Consider the following 20,504-nt stretch of genomic DNA (forward strand, 5'->3'; position numbering starts at 1 on the left):
GGTTATCTCAGGCATACTTCTATATGCAAACCCAAAAGAGCCATCTTCGGATGGTTCTTTTGGGTTTTTGTGTATCTAAAATTTAAAATCCACAGCAAAAAACTTATTACAGTCAACTCTATCTTACCTCCTAAAATAAGCTTGACCCCCTACCGAACAACAAATTAACCAACTTTCCTAACTCTTTCTTATTAAACTCTCTCTTTCTTATAAGAACTCATACCTAATAAATAAATTGCTCAAATAAAAAAACCTCCGAACTTTTTATTTAAGTTCGGAGGACTATATCTATTGACCAAGGATTACTCCTTGTCCTTTCTTTGTTGAGTATCAAAAAATCTTGCAAAACGATAACCAAGATTTTCTAATTCTGCTTTATTACTATTTAAGTAGGTTTGCATTCCTAAATAGTTTGCTTGGAGTTTAGCAAAACCATTTGGAGCTAAGACTAGATTAGTTAAATCATGACCATTCCAATAGTAAGGTGATTTATACAGCAATGAACAATTTTGCGGTACGCTTACAAAGTCACGGTTTTGATTAAAACTATCATAGCCCAGTTTTTCTTTTAGTAATACCCAAGGAGCGAGTTTACCAAAAGCTTTACTTCTCCAATAGTTTTGTTGCACATGCAGAGAAAAATCTAAGAACAATAAGAACTCTTTCTTCGCTTGACTTCCAAAATACTTCGTAAAGTTCTGCAATAATTGCTGTTGCAGAGTACGTTTATGCTCTTTATACTCAAGATCATTTTTGAGAATAAAGAGAGCAAAGGCATTAGTACGAAGATTTTTTGGTAATAAAGCAAATTCTTGCGGACTAAACTTAGTCACAGGGGTTCCTAAAGGATTTTGTAACGCTTGTTGTGAACTTACCATAGGTAGTTTTAAGGCTTTAGGTCGTTTTCTCCTTACGCCTTTTTCATTTACCGGAATAAAGTTCTCAACTTGAGCAAGTAATTTTGCATGTTTTCTTAATGCCTGATCTAAAGCAAAGAAATGCGTATAGTACTCAAGGAACTTAGGGTGACTAAGTACTTGTTCTACTAAAGATAACTCAATATTGGTCGTTACCGCAATTACCCAAGCCATAAGTTTTACTTTGGTTTTGCGTTCGAGATCTGGCAGAGCCACTAATAAAGTAAGCAGATCTTCAAGATCTATAGCCTCTACCCCTTGAGTAATGTTATTGAACACTTGCACGACAAGTTCATATTGCTCAGGTTTGATTTTTGCGAGATGTTCAAGTTTGCCCTCTTGAGTTGCGGGAACAGGTTCAATTTTAGTTTCGGTCGCAATTACTACCGGAGGAGCAATATAGAGAGGTTTGCTTTCCTTAACTTCGACTTCGGTTACAGTCGTAAAGCGATTAATAAACTGATAAAAACGTTTACTTTGTAACTCTTGACGTTCATTAATGCGACGGTTAATTAACCCCGTAAACTTGCTTAACGCAAAGATAGTATTGAGATTTAATTCCGAACGCCCCATTAAATCATTTACTTGCTTACCACGTTTGGTAACGATAAAGACATATTTAAGAGCTGCTACATTAAGCAGTTTATACTGCTCTACAAAGTAATCTAAGGCTAACTTGAGTTCGAGATTACTATAATTATATTTTTGTAATCCTTGAGCTAGTCTTACTTTTAAGTAGTTGACACTTTTTGGCGTCATCTCTAAAGTAATATGCCCTTGCTTATGAAGTACAAACTCATTTTGCATTTGCTCAAAATGAGCAGCTCGTACTTTACGCTCACCTTCTCCGTAATAGTTCGCTATTTTTGCTAGGGTTGGTTGATCTCGATTGAGTTCTATAATCCCCATCTCTTTATTATAAAGCTCATCGAACTTCTCATTGAGTACTCTCATCCCGTTTATCGCTCCCGCTGGGGTAGAGCCACGGAGATATAACACGCGATAAGATTCTATGAGATCTTCATAAAGCTCATTTACATAACGTCCGACACGATCGGTAGCTAATTGCGGATCAGTAATAAATTTGCGTAAGCGATTAAAACGAATAATGCGACGGAACTTAAAGTGTTGACGTACCACTTGAGCACTAAAGAGTTCGACCATTACCGGATTAGCAATGCCAGGGAAACGAGCAATAATGCGGTTATACACCTCAGGATCTTTAAATTGCTCACGAATTTGTGCCACACTTAAATTCTCGAAATCCTCTTCCTTAAACTCTATATCATAGTATTTCACACTGAGTTCACGCATTACAAAGGTCTTTAAGCACTCATCGAGTTCATTAAAGGTCTCATTAAACACGCGTTTAAAGACACGATCAGCAGTTTGTGGGAAAAAGTCATCTTCAAGTCTTTGACGATAAGTCATCTTCACTTGTTCACGACGTTTTAACTTGAACTCCGGAGTTGAGGCATAAGCAGACTCATCGTATACCGGTTCAGGTTTGCTACTTGGAACTCCCGCTGCCTTAAAGTTCTCAAAGTTAAGATTTAAAGCCTCAAGCTTATCTTGCTCTTGAGCTTTTTTCCCTTTACGTTTGCCCTTACGAGATTTTTGTTGATAAGCCTCAATTAACTCTACGGCAGTAATAAAGTCTTTTTCTTTAGCTTTATCATTTACCACTTCATCAACTTGAGCTACAACAATTGGACGTAAACCTGCGGCTATTGCTTTGTCTGAAGTTTCACGGAGGAGTTTTTTATCTGCCCCTGCACTTAAGAGACGAGCAACTAAACGACACCATTCTACTTCAAGTTTCCACAGATCTTGCTCTACAGTTTTTACAATTTTTGCTTGAGCTTGTGGATCATTTTTTAAGCGTTGATACTCTTTGCTAATCATGCGAGCGCGTAGGTATAGACGCTCAAGACTGTTAAGACAAAGCTCAATCAAATCCTTAGCTTTATCACCCACTAGTTCACGAGCAAATTCTTGATCCTGCTTGTCAGCTTCCGAGACCAGCTCTTGGGGTTTTGAGCTTGCCATAATCCCATCAGCAAGATAACGTTCATTTAAAGTTAAAAGTTCTTCTACCTGGTTATTTAAAGCTTCTAACTCGGCTAAGAGACGTTGAGTAATCTGCTCTTGTAAACTACGTTCATGGGCACTGAGATTTTGTGGAAGTTGCTCTTGAACCTGCTCGTGTTTTTGTTTACCTTTATTAACGACATTGTTAATCAGGTCTTGAGTTTTACTCGCAAGATCCTCTTCTTGCGCTACCGCTTTGTAGGTAGCGGCTCCACCGAGCATTTTTATTTGCTCAGCCAGTCCTTTTAATCTTGCCCCCGCTCGATTTAAAGTTGCTCTAAGGATATTACGATCAATCCCTCGTTCTTGCGTAACCGCAAAAAGATTACGGACTAATTCAAGGAGATCAATTTGCTCTTTTTGTAACCATTTACGGTAAGTGGTAATATTTTGGGTTACTTCACGCAGATTATCAATAATTGGGCTACGCTCATACTCATTAATTACCGCTCGCTCCATATTAAAGGTCATACTATAGGCAAGATTACCCATATCCCCATAAGCAGCTTTGAACTCACTCTCGTATTTTTTGAGAATTTCTTCATAAATTTGCATAGAGGCTGTAAAATCAGGGGCACTTACTTTGGTTCCTAGTTTACGTAACTCAGGATAAACCACTTCAGCAAAAGCTCCCATGAGTTTAGCAATCTCTTGCTCTCCTGGAATTTGCGTTGTCTGTGCCTTTAAGCCTTGGTTTTGGGCAAAACGAGCGATTGCTCCTGCTAGAGTTTGTTTAAAACTTGGTAACTCATGGCTCTTACGGACACGATATTTCAAGCTCGTTCTTTCAATACCACGCAGAGCTTTAGGTAGTTTTGCATACTCAGGTTGAGTTGGTAAAAAATGATGCCCAAGAATCGAGTAAGCTTGTTCAAGGTTACCACAATTGTAAACTATTTGTGGCCAACGTCTTGGATCTTCAGTTCGAGGTAAACTCATTCTTGGCTTAAGCTCAAACTCAGGGTTTACCGGCAGGCGTAAAAGTTCTTCGCGATCACTAAAGTGATAGAGACGATTTCTCATCCCCGCATCTCCCACGACCCAATTAGCAAAATTATATTTGAGATTATGCATCATACTCATAATTTGCCCATCAGGATTTTGGGTATAGCTTTGCTCTAAATAACCTAGGTCATTATCAAAGAGAGCTCGCTCATAAGGCGGAATTACTAGTAGTTTAGGTTTAATGCGGGTATAAGAGAAGTTACTATCAGCTCGTTGGATTTTACCTTCGCTCGTACGTGACTGCCCACGATAGAAGATTACATCTAAGCCCACATATAACTTAAACTCTAAACGTTTTAAGTCGACAAAGTTAATCAGACTTTGGAGGTTATAGTGACTTGCTACTAGTGGTAAACCTAGTTTCTCTTCTTGTAAGAAAATGGTCGCTTCATTCGGACGTACTGCACTATCACTATACTTAAAGAGACTGCTATAAGCTAAAGTATTGGCAAACTCTACTTGAGCTTTAAGTTTAAGTAAACTCTTATAGTTTTTCTTAATAAAGTTCAGATCAATAATTTGCTTACTATAGCGTCCGCGAGTTTGGGTCTTAGCTACTTCCCCAGTTGCCTCAAGCTCTCGAACTTGAACTCTAGGCATGTTTTTGCTTAGAGGCACGCCAAGGTCATCTCTTGCTATTTCCTCAGTTTGAGTTCTCGTAAGAGTACTAGTTACAACCTCTTGCTCACCACGTAATTTCGCTAAAGCTTGAGCTACCGTGAGTCCAAAAATTCCCGCCTGCTTAAAGCTATGTACTACTTTTGCCACAAGAGGACTTGCCACTTGATCTAAATAATCTTGCGCTAAGTTATCAATTAGTTGCTCACTAAATGGATTAGCCACCTCTAATGCAGATTCTGGGACTAAGACCTCACTTAGTCTTGGTAGGTCGCCCGCTTCAATTTGATTTCTTACTTCGCTCGTAACTCTGAGGATGACATGAGCTAATTCTATTCCTCGTAAACGTTTGAGGTAGTATTCCTCTAAAGTAATATGCCCAAGAGCAAATTGCACGGTTAAGAACTCAGTAAAGAAAGTAAATTCATGGTACTTATAGAGAATCTGATCCTCTACCCCAAAAATATAGTTAAAGCCGAGTTCATTTGCCTGCTCAGAGTTTTGTAAGAGGTCATTGTAAATTTCATGGAACACACTATGTTCAACTAAGACATCCCAAGCAAATTCTGATTCGGGATAATCTTTGAGTTCAGCAAGGAAGCGAGCTAAAGAAACTCCGACCTTCTCTTCATAGCTTTTTCCGGTAGCCATCTCTAAAGCATTAGCATTAAAGCCCTGCTTCGCAGTAAAGGTATCTGCCCCTAAGTTGTCTACCAGTTGACGCTTAAAGTTTAGTTTACGAGCAAAGATTTTGGCTAGGGCGTGATCTAGTTCTTTAAAGTTATGTTTATAGCGAGCGATTACGCTTTCCGGTGTGTTACTCGGGAAAATCCGCTCAATAAAACTTAACTCCGAAAAATAATAGATCTCAGCTAAACCTATGTATTCAACAAAAGTTTGTCTAATTATCCCAGGTAAGCAAAGATCTATATCTTTGGCTTCAGATAATTGCTTAGCCACTTTAACAAACAAGTTATCTTCTTGGACAAGATTGTGATTAATCGCACTTAAGTAGTCTAACGCAGTTAAGCTTGGGACTTGTTTAAAGCTCTCAACATATCTCTCACAATTTATTGGCGTTGCCAATTCGCGGTCTTCGAGGCAATCGATTTCTCGCTCTATCAGTTGCCTCGCTTGCTCGGCTTCTTGCCCGCTCATAAATACCGCAAGAATTTCATCAATCGCATGGAGCAGTTGAATAATAATATCTTGAGCTCGAGCTACTAGTTCCTCTACTTCAAGATCATCAGTACTTTGTTTAAGAACCTTAGCTCCTAACTCATGTAAAGGACGACTTAAAAGTCTAAAGCCCATAAACTGATTAATTGGTTCAAGGACACTGAGAATATCAGCGGTTAATACCATCCCTGCTTCATACCCACCTACAGGCGAGAGATAACTCCCACGTTTGAGTTGCATATCACCAAAGGCTTGAGCATAAAGTTGCTTGTAGTTTAACTCAAAAACCTCTAAAGCAAGATCTTCTAAAGTCTGAGGATACTCACCCTTTTGAGCTAGTTTGAGATAATTTTTTTCTTTAACCTCTTCTACGTACGCCTCTCGCTCCTCAAAATATTCAAACAATTGCTCATGGAAACTATCCGGCACAGGGGGATCATTAACATCTAGAGGTTCAAGGAAAAAAGCATTGCCATCGAGCATCCCTAAAGGCATGCTCTTACTAATGGTATCTTCTTCAACTTGAGCTCGTTCTTCACCACGGATAATCAGTAACCCTAAACGTCTTTCAAGGGTTAAGAAAGCATAGTAAGGATAGGTTTTAGCGATATAAGGTAGTTCTAAACTAAAGAACTCTCCAACTTTTTCATCCCAAGCAGCAGGAGTGGTACCTCCCACGATTTCATGACTACTTGGAGTAAAGTATTTGTCGATTTCGCCAACAAACTCATAGCCATTCTTTTTCTTGCGTTCGCCCTGACTTTGCTCCTGCTCAAGACGCCATTGCTCGATTTCTTGCTTAAACTTATCTCTTTCGGCAAGAGCTATTGGTGATTCAGTATAGAGGGTATAACCTTGTTTAGAGTTAATGCTCTTAGGCAAAGCTTGCATTGAAGTTAGAGCCTGTGCCTCTCCACTTGGAGTTGAAATTTCTTTGCTAGTTTTGCGAGTCGAACTTTTTCTTGATTTAGCTTTAACCTTGAGCTTTTGCTCAATCTCATCAAGATAGTCCTCGAGATTAACTAAAGGATACTTTTCTTCATACGCAAAAATTAAATTATCAAGGACGTGATGCTCACGCAGTCCCTCAATCCCCATTTCTACAAAGGGAGTAAGGTTTTTTACCACTTGAGCCGGCTCTTGTTGCCAAGAAGTACGTAACTGACCGTGGAGCTGTTCTAAACGCTCTTTTACTCCTTGGTAATAAGCATGATAAGACGCTTCTTCGAGCTTGAGCTTTTTGAGATCCACAAAATTATTAGTTTGTGGTTTTATCTCTTTACGTAACTCAATAGTTTGACGTAAAGCTTGAGCAGCTTTGTCTATCTCTTGTAAATCTTGTTCATGTTCTTTAACAAATTTACCAATTGAAGTTAAAAAGAGTTCAGTATGCTTTTGCTCTAAATAATATGTATTTTGCGTTGCTTGATCATAAACTAAGAGTCCAATATCCGGAGACTGTCCTCCGATATATACCGGAATATGGTTTAAGTCCGTACCCGCTTGTTGAGCTAACTGCGGATCGAGATTTAAACTAAACTCTTGTTGTGCTTTTTCTCCTAAACGTAAGCCCGTATAGGTAGAACGATTATCAAAGAAACTATGATAATCAAAAGTATTTGCTCCAACAAAGTCTTTAAGGTTAGTATGCTTACCTTTAATTACACTTGGAGCAGAATCTAAAATTAAATAGTGCTTGGCTTTTTTCATGCCAAAAGTTTTGGCATCATAATGAAAAACAAAGTACTTATTTAAAATATTTTGCATAAAATACCTAAATTAAAGATCGCCTAACAAGGCTTGTAAAATCGCTAACGCTGTTAGACCTGTGGTTTCGGTACGTAAAACTCGTGGACCTAGATTAAAATCACTAAAGCCAACTTCAGCCGCTTGAGCAATCTCAGCGTCGGATAAACCACCTTCTGAACCTATGAGCAGATGTACCTTCTCATAAGTATCTTGAGGAATGGTACGTAGACGCTGACCTGCAAAAGGATTAAGATTTACATAAAGTTGTTTTGCTGAGTTTTCTTGGCTTGCGACGAGCTTAAAATAATCTTTTAAGTCAATTGCAGGATTAAGACGAGGAATAGTATCACGATAACTCTGTAAGCAAGCTGAAACAATAATTGCTTGCCAATGCGCCATTTTCTTTTCTAAGCGCTCGCCACTTAAGCTTACTCCACAGCGTTCGGTAAACACGGGAGTAATTTCGCTCACTCCTAATTCAACTGCTTTTTGAATAGTTAAATCCATGCGATCACCACGAGAGATGCCCTGAATCAAGTGCAAATCTAGTGGTGACTCATTATCAGCTTGGACATACGCTGTCAGTTCGACTTGGGCACGTTTTTTTTCGACATTAACCAGTTGCCCTACATAATGTCCTCCCGAGCCGTCAACCACATGAATTTCTTGCCCTACACCTAAACGTAATACCTTACACAAATGCTGAAATGAAGCCTCTTCCAGTTCGAGGGTATAAGGCAAGTCTACCTCTAAAACTTGCGAATGATAAGTTCGATATAAACGCATAAATTACCTACTTAGTTAAAGACGTAATTTGATCATCGTTCTCTGCCCCTTGTTGCGTCGGCTCGGCAAAAGAAAATTCTTTGGATAATACCGCTACATTTTTATAGCCGTTTTCAATTAAGTTTACCGCTTGAATGCGACTTAAGAGCCCTTTAGTACAGTAAAGCACATAACGTTTACTTGCATCTAAATCCGCAAATTTGCTAGCAAGATTAAAGAATGGAATATTTAAAGCCTCTACAGGCCATGGATTTTGGGCTTGCTCAAAAGTCTCAGCATCACGGACATCAATAACTACGTCAGTTTCAGGATTTAAGTGCTTAACAAAGGTTAATTGCGTTGATTCTATATGAGCTAAATCTTGTTGAGCAATATCACGGAGGTTTTCTACCTTCGCTGTGCTCAGAGCTTGCTCGACTAAAGCTTCAATATCCAGTTTTGCTTCTTCTTGAGCTAAAACTTGCTCATCAGCGGCTATGGTTGGTTTTTTCCCCATAATCCCACAAAACTCTTGTACTCGTGCCGAAATTTCTGCAGTTTGAATTTCTTTAGCTAGATGAATAATTTCTTCTTTATCCATAGCTATAAGCGGACGTAACACGGGAATCTTACTTACCTGTTCAATTACCGCAAGGTTTTTTAAAGTTTGTGAACTAACTTGCCCTAAAGCTTCTCCAGTAACTAGACCATCAATATGTAAACGACGAGCGACTGCATTAGCGACACGATAGAACATACGTTTTAAGCATACCCCAGTATAACCATCACTTACGGAGTTAGCGATATTAAGCATAATGTCATAAAAGTCTACAGTGACAAATTTCACATTATGCGAAGCTCCATAGCCTTGCCAAATTTTACGAGCAATGCGTTTAACATAATACTCGTGTTCTTGTCCGCCAAGATTAAAGAACACATAATGGAGTTTACAACCACGACGTAGCATTTGCCATGAAGATACTGCAGAGTCATAGCCCCCAGAAATCATCGAAAGAACGGCATCTTGAGTTCCAATAGGGAAACCTCCAAGCCCACTAAACACATGTTCAATTAAGTAAGCTTGATCATTTTCAATTTCAATGCGTACAGTTTCTTGAGGATTGGTGAGCTGAACCTTAGTTCCTTCAATGTGTTGACGTAAACCGCCTCCCACATAACGTTCTATATCTATAGATCTTACTTCATGCTTCCCTTTACGTTTTACACGTACACAAAAGCTTTTATGAGCCAAGCGTTCACGATTTAATTCTAGCACTTCCTCAAAGAGTTGATGCATATCCGTAAAAGGCACGATTTTAATTTTGAGGATTTTTTGAATACCTGGAATTTGACGGAGAATTTGGACAAATACCGGATATAATGCGGGATCGCATTTAGCACGAACAAGAATATTGTCCCAATTTGGTTGGAGTGAACAATCTAGCTTATAGGTTTTTAAGCTTTGACGAATATTCGATGAGAGAATTTTAATAAAACGTTTACGTACTGAGTCAGACTTAGTTACTATCTCAGGATGAAGTTTAATACGCAAATGCATAAAAAATGAGTTTCCTTGCTGGTAACAAAAAATTAGGTAAAATTTACCTAATTTTCTGTGACATAAATAAAAAATTGTATCTGAGTTAGAGAGAAATAATCTTCGCTCTCTAAGCGGTTATATTATACCGCTTTTTTCCTCTTAAAACTCTAAAAAATACCTAATTACAAAGCAAAACAAGAATGTTACTCCAAGAGTAAATTATCTTTACATCCAGCTCATCCTCACCACCAACAAACACTACCCAACTCATTCCCACTCAGAACTCAGAATTAAACTCTCCCCAATCATAGTTAACTTATTATTAAATCCTCACTACTCCTAGTTAAACTCTAACCCTAAAAACTCTACTCATTACTCCAGTAAGTCACTATTCCCTCGTGCAATTCTTATCTAAGAGATAAATTTCTCTGCTTTTTCATTTTACCTTTTTCATTTTGATAAAATTTTGTTCAAAATCATTGCTTAAACTTTTTGTTTATTAACAAAAATCAACAAATGACATATTTTTATTCAAGTTAGCAACTCATTTGTAAGTTTAGAAGCAACGAATGCAAAAAAAGTGTGATCTAGATCACAGTTTGGAACTTTTAGGTAAAATTTTTTTAAATTCCTTAATTTTTAAAGCTTATAATATAAATAACATACATCTCTCATATATAAATGTCTCTGTTTGCTCTGACAAAACACTTGTTAGAGTACTTGTAATCTAAAAAGGTTAACTTGGTTAACCTTTGTAGATTTTTTCTTATTTGGCTTTCTGATGCACAACTTTATGACTTAGAGTTAGCCTTAATTTATCCTTAATAATATCCCGTAAAGAACCTCCTCTTAGGGATTTAGCCATGTTCTAAGTCATTTTTATATTATTAGGTTGTTCATAGCCTAGTATTACTAATTTGTTAAAGCTAACTTTAACTACAGAGCAACTTTTATTAAAGCTGACTTTAACAAACCTCTTGTATCGCTTTTGAGGTATTTGGAACCTCCTTGAGTTCTTCCAATCGAGAGATTCGGTTACACATACTGTCTACCCTTGAAAGCGATACAACCTTACTTATGTAATCTTAAAGGTATTATCTTAGTTAGCTCGCCTCCTAAACCCCGTAGCAAGATTAACATTAAATCTAGTGCTAAATCTAACATTAAAACAACTAGGTTAAACCCTCGAGGTTTAAGAGGCGAGCCAACCGAAAATACATAGAGGCATGATTTTTTCCCTAGAAAATCAATAGAAAATTCAATAGAAAATAAAAACTAACTAGTAAAAAACTAGCTACATAAATAAAAAACTAATTAAGCAACAACTATAAAATATAACCTCAGTCGTAAAGTTTTTTCTTAAAAATCTTTACCATGACATAATTTTTTTCGAATCCTTTCATATAGAGTCATCCTCTATAATACATAAGTGTAGTGTAAATTTACTTTTATACTAACCGAGCCTACCAGAATCTTATCCGTAAGATTCTGGTTTTTTTATATGCTAAAATAGAAATTAGCTCGATTTTGGTGTTTATTATGACGAACAAACTTCCTTTTACTACGCAGGTAAGCAGTGACCAAGCTAACCTTAGCGTCTATAATTTTTTTATTAGTGACTTACATCTAGCTCCGCAAGCTGAAGAACTCTTAGCTAAGTTTAGTAACTTTTGCCAAGAGTTAGCTACATTTGCTCGTGAGTCTAGTCCTCAACATCAACGTCACTTACGTTTATACATTCTCGGAGACTTTTTAGCTCTTGGGATCGGAGACTTTGTCCCTGAATGGTTTATTCCTTACCAAAAACAACTTTTAGCTTTACAGCAGCAAGGGGTAGAAATTTTCTTTATGGGAGGCAATCGAGATTTTCTCCTCAAGAAAAAATTTGCTCAGTCTTTTGGAGCAACTTATTTACCCGAGAACACTCTTGTTGACTTTAGTGCCAATGCACAAGGAGCCCAAGCGAGCTATAGTTTACTCAATCTTGAGTTTAGTAAAATCGATGCCAGCGAACCTCATTATCAAACCAATCAGGAGCTACGCCAAGAGTTACAAACTCGCCTCAGCTTAGCTTCAGATTTCTATAAGCTCAATCCCCAAGCGAGCAAACCTCTGGCAAGTTTACGCTTATGTCTCTGTCATGGAGATAATTTATGCCTTGGAGATCAAGCTTACCAAAAATATCGTCGCTTTATTCGTTCTACTCTGATGCAAGTAGTAGAAAAATTAATTCCGACTTTTGTGGTTAAGGCGATTGCCAAAAAGATTTCTCAAAAATCTAAAGCTAAACGTCAAGAACAAGAACAAATTTTGCAACGCCAAGCAGAAATAGATGCTACTTGGGGACAGGCAACTAAACTCGATCTCGCAGATATCGAACTTAACTATACTTCTTACCTTGGACAGGTAAGTCAAGCTAATCTCATGGTTTATGGGCATATTCATCGTCAACGCTTTCTTGGTTGGCAACAAGATACAGTTACCGCTTATGGGCAACAGTTTATTCCTATCACCTTTGGTAACTTAGATTCAACCTCTACTCAAACCTCAGAAGTATTTTGTGAAGTTGATCATCTCTACCCTTTACCCGTAGGCAAAATTCGAACTTTTACCGGTAACCAAGCTCTGCAAACTTTAAGTTGGGAGGCTTTAGATCAGCTCACGAACCAAGGCTTTAAGCTTAACCCTGAAGATCCAAACTTTTATGCAGCTTCCATGGCAGATTGGCTCAGTACTGCTGATCTTACCCAGCAACAAGAGCACGAACGTTCCCAAGTACAACTATGGCAGGCACAAATTCCTCAAGCTCAAGCTAAAGCTCAGCTTCAACCTGAAAAGGAAAACGAACGTCAACGTTTAGCTTGGGCCACCGAACTCTGTCAGCAACCACAAACCTCAACTTCGGTAGGCTTATTAGTACAACATGCCCGCAAAAATGGACAAACTTGTCAAGAATTTTCTTTTACTTTTATAGAGTTACCTTAGGTAGCTCTATTTTTTGTGCTTTAACTGCACAAAAAGAGCTGATTATTGCTAAAATATAGGGTAGGTTTAGAAATTAGGTTTCTCTAACCTAAACAACTATTAATCATTAATTTTCTGAGACAGCTATATGCAAACCAATCTGCCATATCGCTTACCAGTTTTTGCCTTTCATGGAAGTAATTCGCTACTTGAACTCGCAAGTCAACTCCACGCTCAAGTTGAGCTTTATGACTTTGCTCAAGCCTATACTTACCGTGGCATTGCTAACTGGAAGTTTCATAGTTTACCGTTTCTCAGTGAACTAGCTCTTGACGGCTATCGTCAAAATACCGAACTTAACTATGTAGAGACCCCGCTTTTCCCTGAAAAAGTTTTTCAGTATAAACTTATAGGTCGCCAAAGTTTACTAGCGGCGGCCGTACGCAAAACCATTCCTTTTGCTCAATTAGATAAGTCCCTATACAATCTCAACGTATATCGCTTAGCTTATGCTAATCTTTATCAAAACTTCCCTGCAGTACTGAGCCTTGAACCTAATCAACTCCAACCTCAATATTTAGGTTATCTACCGGCGACGCCAGCTCAGTCTTCAGAGATAGTTTATCCTTATCCGGTACTCGATGTAGATCGTTCTTACTTCCGCCGGATTATGCACTTTTATTATGGCAATGCTTACAATGTTGAGGATATGCAAGCACTCAACTACTTTGCGAGTTTAGGGCCAAAAGCTTCCCTCTACTTAAAAGACTATAACCAGCAACTTGCCAATTTTGATTTAATTTACCCCTTTAAACAAGGAGGTAATGAACTGGTAGTTAAATATTTCCAAGAGCAAATAGTTCCGCTCTCGCTAACTTCGCTAGAGAAATTTACTACCTACTATCCACAACGCAAAGTAGCGGTGGGGTTACAATATCCGACTCCTCAGCAAACGAGTACTTTAAGTCCAAGTCTTGCCTTACCAGCAGAGATTCAAGAGCATCTCCACCAGCTTGCTCCTTATGTAGGAGCAACCAAGGAACGTGAACCAGCAGGCTTTAAAGCCTTAGGGAGTTACCTCTACTTCCTCGAGTTAGCAGCTCTTGAACAGGAACAAACAAGAAACAATCAAGCAAGCAACAAAAAGCAAAGCAAAGCAACTAGCAAAAAGCAAAAACCAGCATTGATTTTGCAAGAGGTATTTCCTCACTCTTACTTAGCTAGCACTTATCTTACCCAAGGGGTAATGGCACAAACCTATGGTCAACTAGCAAGCCAAAGTGCAAAAATTTGGCAAGCAAATGAGAGCCAAAGCCTTGCAACCAAACTGCAAAAGCTAGCAACTTTTAATAAAAAAGCAGCCGGTAAAGCTCCGAAGAGCAAACAAATTGCTCAATTACTCGAGCAAGCTTTAGAGCAACGCCAAACCTTTGCTCATGCAGATTGGTTAAGACGCGAAAACCAATATCACCACTATGTAAGCTGGGCGAATCAATTTGGTAAACTTGCAGATATCAATCAGCTCGGTGAAGATCATGATTTTGATGATCGTCGAAGTAAAGAGTTTACTATTTCTCCCATGCTTGCAAGTAGCTATGACACGAGTCTAAGTACTCCAAGTGCTTTAGATAAGGACTTCTATTTACTCAATAGTTATACCTTTGCTACCACCTCACGTCTGTTTGCCGAGTACAATCACTTTGGTTTAACTAACCCTTGGCATTTTGTGAATCCTCAAGCTCCTGTAGCTTTAACGGTGAGTGCTAACCAGCGTCTTACCCTAGCTCGTTATGAGGTGATCCATCAGGATCTGCGCGTAACTCCATTAAATGCTCCAAGATATTTAGAAGATCCTTTAGCCTTAGCTTTTGAGCAGATTATCTATCGCACTCTATTAGTTAATGCTCAACTTCGCAAAGACTTCTATACCGCATTATCTCCGTTTAGTGTGGCTAATGCTCAAGCTCTAGGCTCACTGCTTCCAACCGAGGAAGAACAAGATAAGCAAGCAAATAGTAGTGTTCAAGAGCAAGCAAACAGCAGTGCTACAGAACAAACAAACTCTAGAGTTGTAGAACAAGCAAACTGCAATACTGATCTAAGCAAGGGATATCCGGTACAAAAACTCTTGTCGCCAGTGGCTGAAAAACTCTTAAATCAGCAAAGCTCTCAAGGTTTTGAGCTAGCATTAGAGTATCCTTTATCGACTTGGTTACAAATGTTCCCTCAGCACCTCTGGCATTTCCGTAAAGCCAAAGAGGAGTTTCTTGGGGGCAAAACTCAAGGGCAAACTTTTGCAAGTTACCGCTTCTTAGGTGCAGTTTTCTATCAAGTTTCGGTCGAGCAATTACCTCGCGTGAGCTATCCTTATCTCCAACATCCGGATACAGCTCTCTATTTTGCCAAGACTTTATACTTACAAATGTGTGAAATTAGCAAAACTCTTCCTAAACGTAAGAGCTATGATAATTTACTCATGAAGTCTTTATATAACCGTAGTGCTTATCTTGCTCTGTTGGCGAACCATAGTTTTGCGAGCTTTAATGCGGGTACTAATACCGAGCCCCCAAGTTACTACTTACGTTTAACTTTAGATAACCTTGCTTATCCCATTGCCGAGGCAGAAGCTTCTCCTTTAGGAGCTGATTTTGACTATAGTTTAACGCCACTATATCTTGATGTATTTGCTCAAGAAGTAAAGTTAGCCCAAGAAAGTAGCTATCAAGCAAAAAATGCTCAAGCTCGTAAACAGGCACAACTACAGCCAGAACCTTTTGCGAACTATAAATCACCGCAAGAGTTACTCACAAGCTACAACTTGCCAACGACAAGATGGCAAAATATTGCCAGTGCGACTCTAGATCCGCAGGTCTACACTTATGATGCTGATCCGTTTATAAATCAGCTCCAATTTAGAAACAATCTTGATCCGTTTAACTACAGCGAAGCTCCTTTAATGCGTAATGCTTCGGATCTGTTTAATAACTATCCCCACTTTGCTGAGTTCTATGAACGTTTACATCTAGATTTAACTCTAACTAATAGTGTGTTCTTAGCGAGTAAAGAAGCAGTAGATGGGTACTTTACTACTCTAGGACAAGAACTCAATGATAAGCTCACCTTTGTCAGTGAACAAATTCGTAAAGCTTTTGTGATCCCTAGCTTAAGTGAGCGTCAGCAGAGCTATCAGCAAAGAGATGCTCAACTAATTCTTGTTCCTCTACCCCTAAAAACCAAGGCTTCGCCTCTAGAGGCAGATCTCGAAGTTAAACTCCAAAAATGGCAAGTACATCTCACAGCTCAAGACTATGAGCAGGCTCTTACTAACTGGCAAAGTCAGCAACAGCTGTTAGCTTATCCGGTAGCTACCGATACTTTAGAACTGTGGTTTATTTACCAGCTCCTTGGAGCCGAGAACTTGCCTTTTGTGCAAACGGGATTAGATCAAATTAACTTAGCGTTATTCCTCAAAAGTCTTGAACCGGTAGTGCAACAGGCTTATGAACTAAGTCCACGTGATCTCGAGCGTTATAAAACTTCATTTGCTCAAATGTTTGCTCGCTTAGGTCTAGAGTTAACCCCAGAGCAGATGCACGAGCATCTCCAAAGTTTAACTCCAGCCCAACTAGCAGAGTTTATTCACGCTGCTCGCATGAGTGCTCCTTTAGCCCCAAGGGCTAAAACTATCAACTTACCTAGGTCTTTAGCTTGGTTAAAGGATTTAGAGCATCAAGGTACTCCTAGTAACCTTGCTGAACTCGTCCAAGCTCTGACTGTTGAAGAAGTAGAACTGGCTATTGCTTATATTGCTCAACTAGATGGAATAACTCTGTGGCAAGCTAACTGGCAAGCCCAACAACAGGTGCAACAACAAGCCCAACTAGCAAGTAAAACTTTAGTTGCTCCCCATAATCCACAAGCTTTACAGACTCAAGCACAACTGGTAGTGAACCAAGTAGACACCTTTAGTGCTTACTTAAGTCCGGGCTTACGCTTAGCTCCAAGTACCAGCTACCCGCTTCTAAGCATGCAAGAGGTAATTAAACAAGAGTTACCTTTTGCCACGCAAATGGCTTTTTGTGATCTCCAATATGCAACTTTAGAGATGCCTAGTTTAGAGCAGTTTGCTCAAAGCCAACAAGCTTATCTCTGGCAAACTATCCTCCCATGGATGAGTCAAGAGCAACAACAAATACTTACTGCAAGTAAGTACCAGTTAGAGCAGGCTTTAACTCAAACTCTCTTTACCCCAGGACAAGGAACAAGACTATATCTTACTACTTGGAAAGAACAGTTAATAAAACTCCTCAATATTAAAGGGGAAACAGCCTTAGCTTTACGTTGCTTAAGCCAACATCCAAGTAGAGTTTTTGCGGATAGCCTCGGGATTCTCTATCCACAACAAGGATATAGAGCCAGCGATGCTCTTGTTGATGGTCTCTTTAGTCGTTTCCATATTTTTAGTGAGCAAGATCACGAACACACCAAGGTCGCAACTCTTACTGGAGAACTAGAACTAGGTAAACTCAGCGCTCCGCTGTTAAATCTGTGGCAACAATCTGGGTTAACCTCGCAACAACTGGCACAGGTATTAGCTACCTCACCAGAAACCGCTGGTTTACTCGAGAAGCAACGTCTTGCGCCAGGATTTGCTAACTACTTCCGTGCTTACCTTTACTTTGGGGTATTACCACAGCTCTTAGCCACTCCAGTATTCAACTTAGAGCAAATGCAACAACAGCTAGATAAGGCTGTAGAGTTTGCTCTCAAAGATCAACAGCAAGCTGCTTGGCTCAAACTAGAAATGACTACTCCTGAGTTAGTACACCAAGCTTATGCTTATACTTTTAACACGCTAAGTGAGTTAGCGGCTAAGCCTCAAGAGGGAAGTAAAATTCTCGCTCAAAGCATCGGCTCGCAGTTCTATCTGCTCAATGAACAAAATAAAATTGAGCCTTTAAAAGCTCAAACTATTGCAGAACTTGAAGGTTACTTTAAAAATGTTTATTACCCTTTAAACTATGATTATCCACATACAAGCGTGAAGCAAATGTCAGCAAGATCCTTAACCTTAACCATGGATCCTAAGTACTTGCTCTTTAAAGGGTATTTAACCGGTAATCGTTACCTCTTTACCGTAGATGCTTGTCAAAAAGATCAGCTCCAAAAGTATACCTCTCGTAACTCTTTTGATTTCTCTTTTGAGTTAGAAACTGATAAACCACAGCCACCACTCCCAAAAATCTTTGACCTCATGTTTGAGGACTTTAATAAGTTTGTTAAAGATCAGGGAGAGGCATGGCAAAGCGAAAATCAATTATTGCAAGAGCCAAGAAAAGTTGGTACTCGCCACTATTATCAAAATAGCTCGAGTTACCAACTGCATCAAGTTCTCTCTAGTAATTTACACCAGCAAGTTTTAAGATACTATCAACTGGGAAATCTCAATGTCCAAGATAACCCTCTTGCCAAACAAGAACTCTATTTTGTTCGCGACTATACTAATCTTGGACTCTACAATAACCTGTGGTTAGAAATAGATAAAATTAATTTTATCTTTAACTCAGGAATCAAAGAAGCAAGCGTAAGATATAGCTTACCTCTATATATGCCTCTTGCCGATAATCCTGAAGTAGTTCTTCCTAACCCAGCTTATGTGAAGAGTTTAACCCCGACCCATATTGCACAGTTCCAGCAATTGTGGCAATTTAATCGTCAGTTCTTAAATCTTGACTACTACAAGACTTTAAATAAACAGGTTGCTAGTGACTATGCTCAGTTAATTGAGTTAATCCAAGCCCAAGACTTAAATCTTGCTCATTTCTACTTCTCGCAAGCAGGAGAAAAACTTTATCAACTATTCTTAAGTCAGACTTTTGCTGAACGTGAAGTAGCAAGAAATCTTGTGTACCTTGAAGGACTTAACCAAGTACCTCAAGCTCTCTACTTACCAGCTCGTCCACTGCATTTACTCTATGCAACTAGTGAAGAAAGTGGCTACCATGGTGAGCAAAGCCAAGAGATTATTGCCACCTTTAAGGCACATGCCCAAATTCTGCAACAAAAACTCTTTAATGCTTTACTGCGTCAATATGATTGGGTACACAAGTACCAAAATCTGCCACGAGCAGTGAGTTCTTTAGTTACCTTGCCTTTTGAGTCTTTAACCCATTGGCGGGTAACTATAACTAAGGCTCCGTTTTACTCAGCAACGCTAAATCAACAAGCCTTACATGAGTTTGTTGCTCATAAACTCTTGGGACATCAACTCCAAACCCAAAATGCAGAGCATTTAACTTGGACAGGAGTAGCTCCAGTTAACTATAAAGATCCAGGATTACTCGAGCAAGCATTAATCTATCATCAGCTCAAAGGCGAGCAGTTCTTTAAGACAACTTCGCATTCTCAACTACAAGCCTTTAAAGATAAGTTACAACAAGCTTATCTATATTTACAAAGCCAAGCTCCGGACTTTGTGTATAAACTCAACTTCCATGCTTGTGGGATAGATGCTAATCGCTTTAATGAAGAACAAGCGTTAATCCAACAAACGCTAAGTACTTGGGCTTATGAAGATCTGCAAGCTAAATACTACAATGAAACTAAAGCTTACTTTAGTACCCTCAATGAAGTATTTAATATGCAAGATCTCCAACAAGAAGAAACCTCTCCGAGTCCAGCGGTAAATACCCCTATAGTCTCGCTCGATGATGAGGAACAAGAACTTGCGCAAATGCTTGAGAGCGTAGACTTTGCTCGGATTGCTCGAGAACAAGACGACTTTATTCAAGAGCCAAATTATACCTATGAAGAATATGCCTTTACTTGTCCACAAACCTTAGCTCCTACTTTAGGATGGGAACAAGAGCCGACAAGCAAAGATGCTATGCAAGTAGAACTCGCTCTTCTTAATTTCCAAAAAGCGAGTCAGGTAGTCACTCCTGAGCAAGTACAACCTAAGGAATCTAAGTTAACTACAACAAGTACTAGCATAAATTTACGTGAACTTTATCAACTCTATCTCCAAGGAAAAGAACCTAGTCTAGAACAAATCTACCAAACCATTAATCTTTTCCCTTACTGGAGTTTTAAAGATAAAGAGATCAACGCCCAAAGCTTTAAGCAACGTTGTCACTTAATTGCTAAGGTTCTTCTCCATCAATTAAGTAAGTTAAACAATAAAACTAAAGCTTTGAGTTTAGAAGAGCTAAACATCTTATTTAAGGCTCTGTATCGTCAATTTATGCAAATAAAAGTAATGTTGGTTGCTGATTATCGTTTACTAGAAGAAATTAGCAATCTCGATCTAGAGTTAAGATCTTTACCTTATCTCTACTTTTTACCAGCAAAAGATAAATACTTGGCTTGGGTCAAAGCCAACCAACAAGAGGTTAGCTTCCCAGCTGCCGTACTCTATCATCACCAAAGCAAAGCTAGCTTCTTTGCCCAGCTTTGTAATGAGTTGGCACAAGCTCAAGCTCAAAGTCTTGAAATTGTCGAAACTACAAATTGGTATCCATATCTTGGACGCCTACGTAAGTTCTATGCTTAAGAATTTAGCCTCCACTGCGTGTGGAGGCTAATTTTTGCATCATCGAAAATAAAAAGTTTAGGATCAAAACAAATTCATAAAAGTAACATTTTTTTGTACAGTATATTTTTATAAAATTTTACAT

Annotated in this window: 5 protein-coding genes; 2 read left to right on the top strand and 3 right to left on the bottom strand. The window is 38.8% G+C overall.

The window, feature by feature from the left end; genetic code table 11:
• Positions 1-302: 302 nt before the first annotated feature.
• The 3 genes from CKF59_RS00765 to thiI are packed head-to-tail and all read right to left on the bottom strand — an operon-like array spanning position 303 to position 9,882.
• A complete protein-coding gene (locus CKF59_RS00765; RefSeq protein ID WP_119534077.1) occupies positions 303-7,577 on the bottom strand; it encodes a coiled-coil domain-containing protein in 7,275 nt (2,424 codons plus the stop codon).
• Positions 7,578-7,589: 12 nt separating this feature from the next.
• Positions 7,590-8,345: a 16S rRNA (uracil(1498)-N(3))-methyltransferase gene (locus CKF59_RS00770; RefSeq protein WP_119534078.1), complete on the bottom strand. Its 756-nt coding sequence runs from the start codon at positions 8,343-8,345 to the stop codon at positions 7,590-7,592.
• A gap of 7 nt (positions 8,346-8,352) precedes the next feature.
• Positions 8,353-9,882, bottom strand: a complete 1,530-nt coding sequence (gene thiI, locus CKF59_RS00775) for a tRNA uracil 4-sulfurtransferase ThiI (RefSeq protein WP_119534079.1) — start codon at positions 9,880-9,882, stop codon at positions 8,353-8,355.
• 1,521 nt (positions 9,883-11,403) lie between these two features.
• Between thiI and CKF59_RS00780 the strand changes: the two genes are divergently transcribed.
• Both CKF59_RS00780 and CKF59_RS00785 read left to right on the top strand, forming a co-directional pair.
• Positions 11,404-12,849, top strand: coding sequence for a metallophosphoesterase family protein (locus tag CKF59_RS00780; RefSeq protein WP_119534080.1), 1,446 nt, complete (start codon positions 11,404-11,406; stop codon positions 12,847-12,849).
• A 127-nt stretch (positions 12,850-12,976) separates the two neighbouring features.
• Positions 12,977-20,380 carry a hypothetical protein gene (locus CKF59_RS00785; RefSeq protein ID WP_119534081.1) on the top strand — a complete coding sequence of 2,468 codons (7,404 nt, stop codon included), beginning with the start codon at positions 12,977-12,979 and terminating at the stop codon, positions 20,378-20,380.
• Positions 20,381-20,504: the final 124 nt, after the last annotated feature.

The organism is Psittacicella gerlachiana (assembly GCF_003585965.1).
GTDB classification, from domain to species: Bacteria; Pseudomonadota; Gammaproteobacteria; order Enterobacterales; family Psittacicellaceae; genus Psittacicella; species Psittacicella gerlachiana.

Coding starts and splice junctions, on each gene's coding strand:
- CKF59_RS00765 (WP_119534077.1), bottom strand. CDS start 7,577: ATGCAAAATATTTTAAATAAGTACTTTGTTTTTCATTATGATGCCAAA.
- CKF59_RS00770 (WP_119534078.1), bottom strand. CDS start 8,345: ATGCGTTTATATCGAACTTATCATTCGCAAGTTTTAGAGGTAGACTTG.
- thiI (WP_119534079.1), bottom strand. CDS start 9,882: ATGCATTTGCGTATTAAACTTCATCCTGAGATAGTAACTAAGTCTGAC.
- CKF59_RS00780 (WP_119534080.1), top strand. CDS start 11,404: ATGACGAACAAACTTCCTTTTACTACGCAGGTAAGCAGTGACCAAGCT.
- CKF59_RS00785 (WP_119534081.1), top strand. CDS start 12,977: ATGCAAACCAATCTGCCATATCGCTTACCAGTTTTTGCCTTTCATGGA.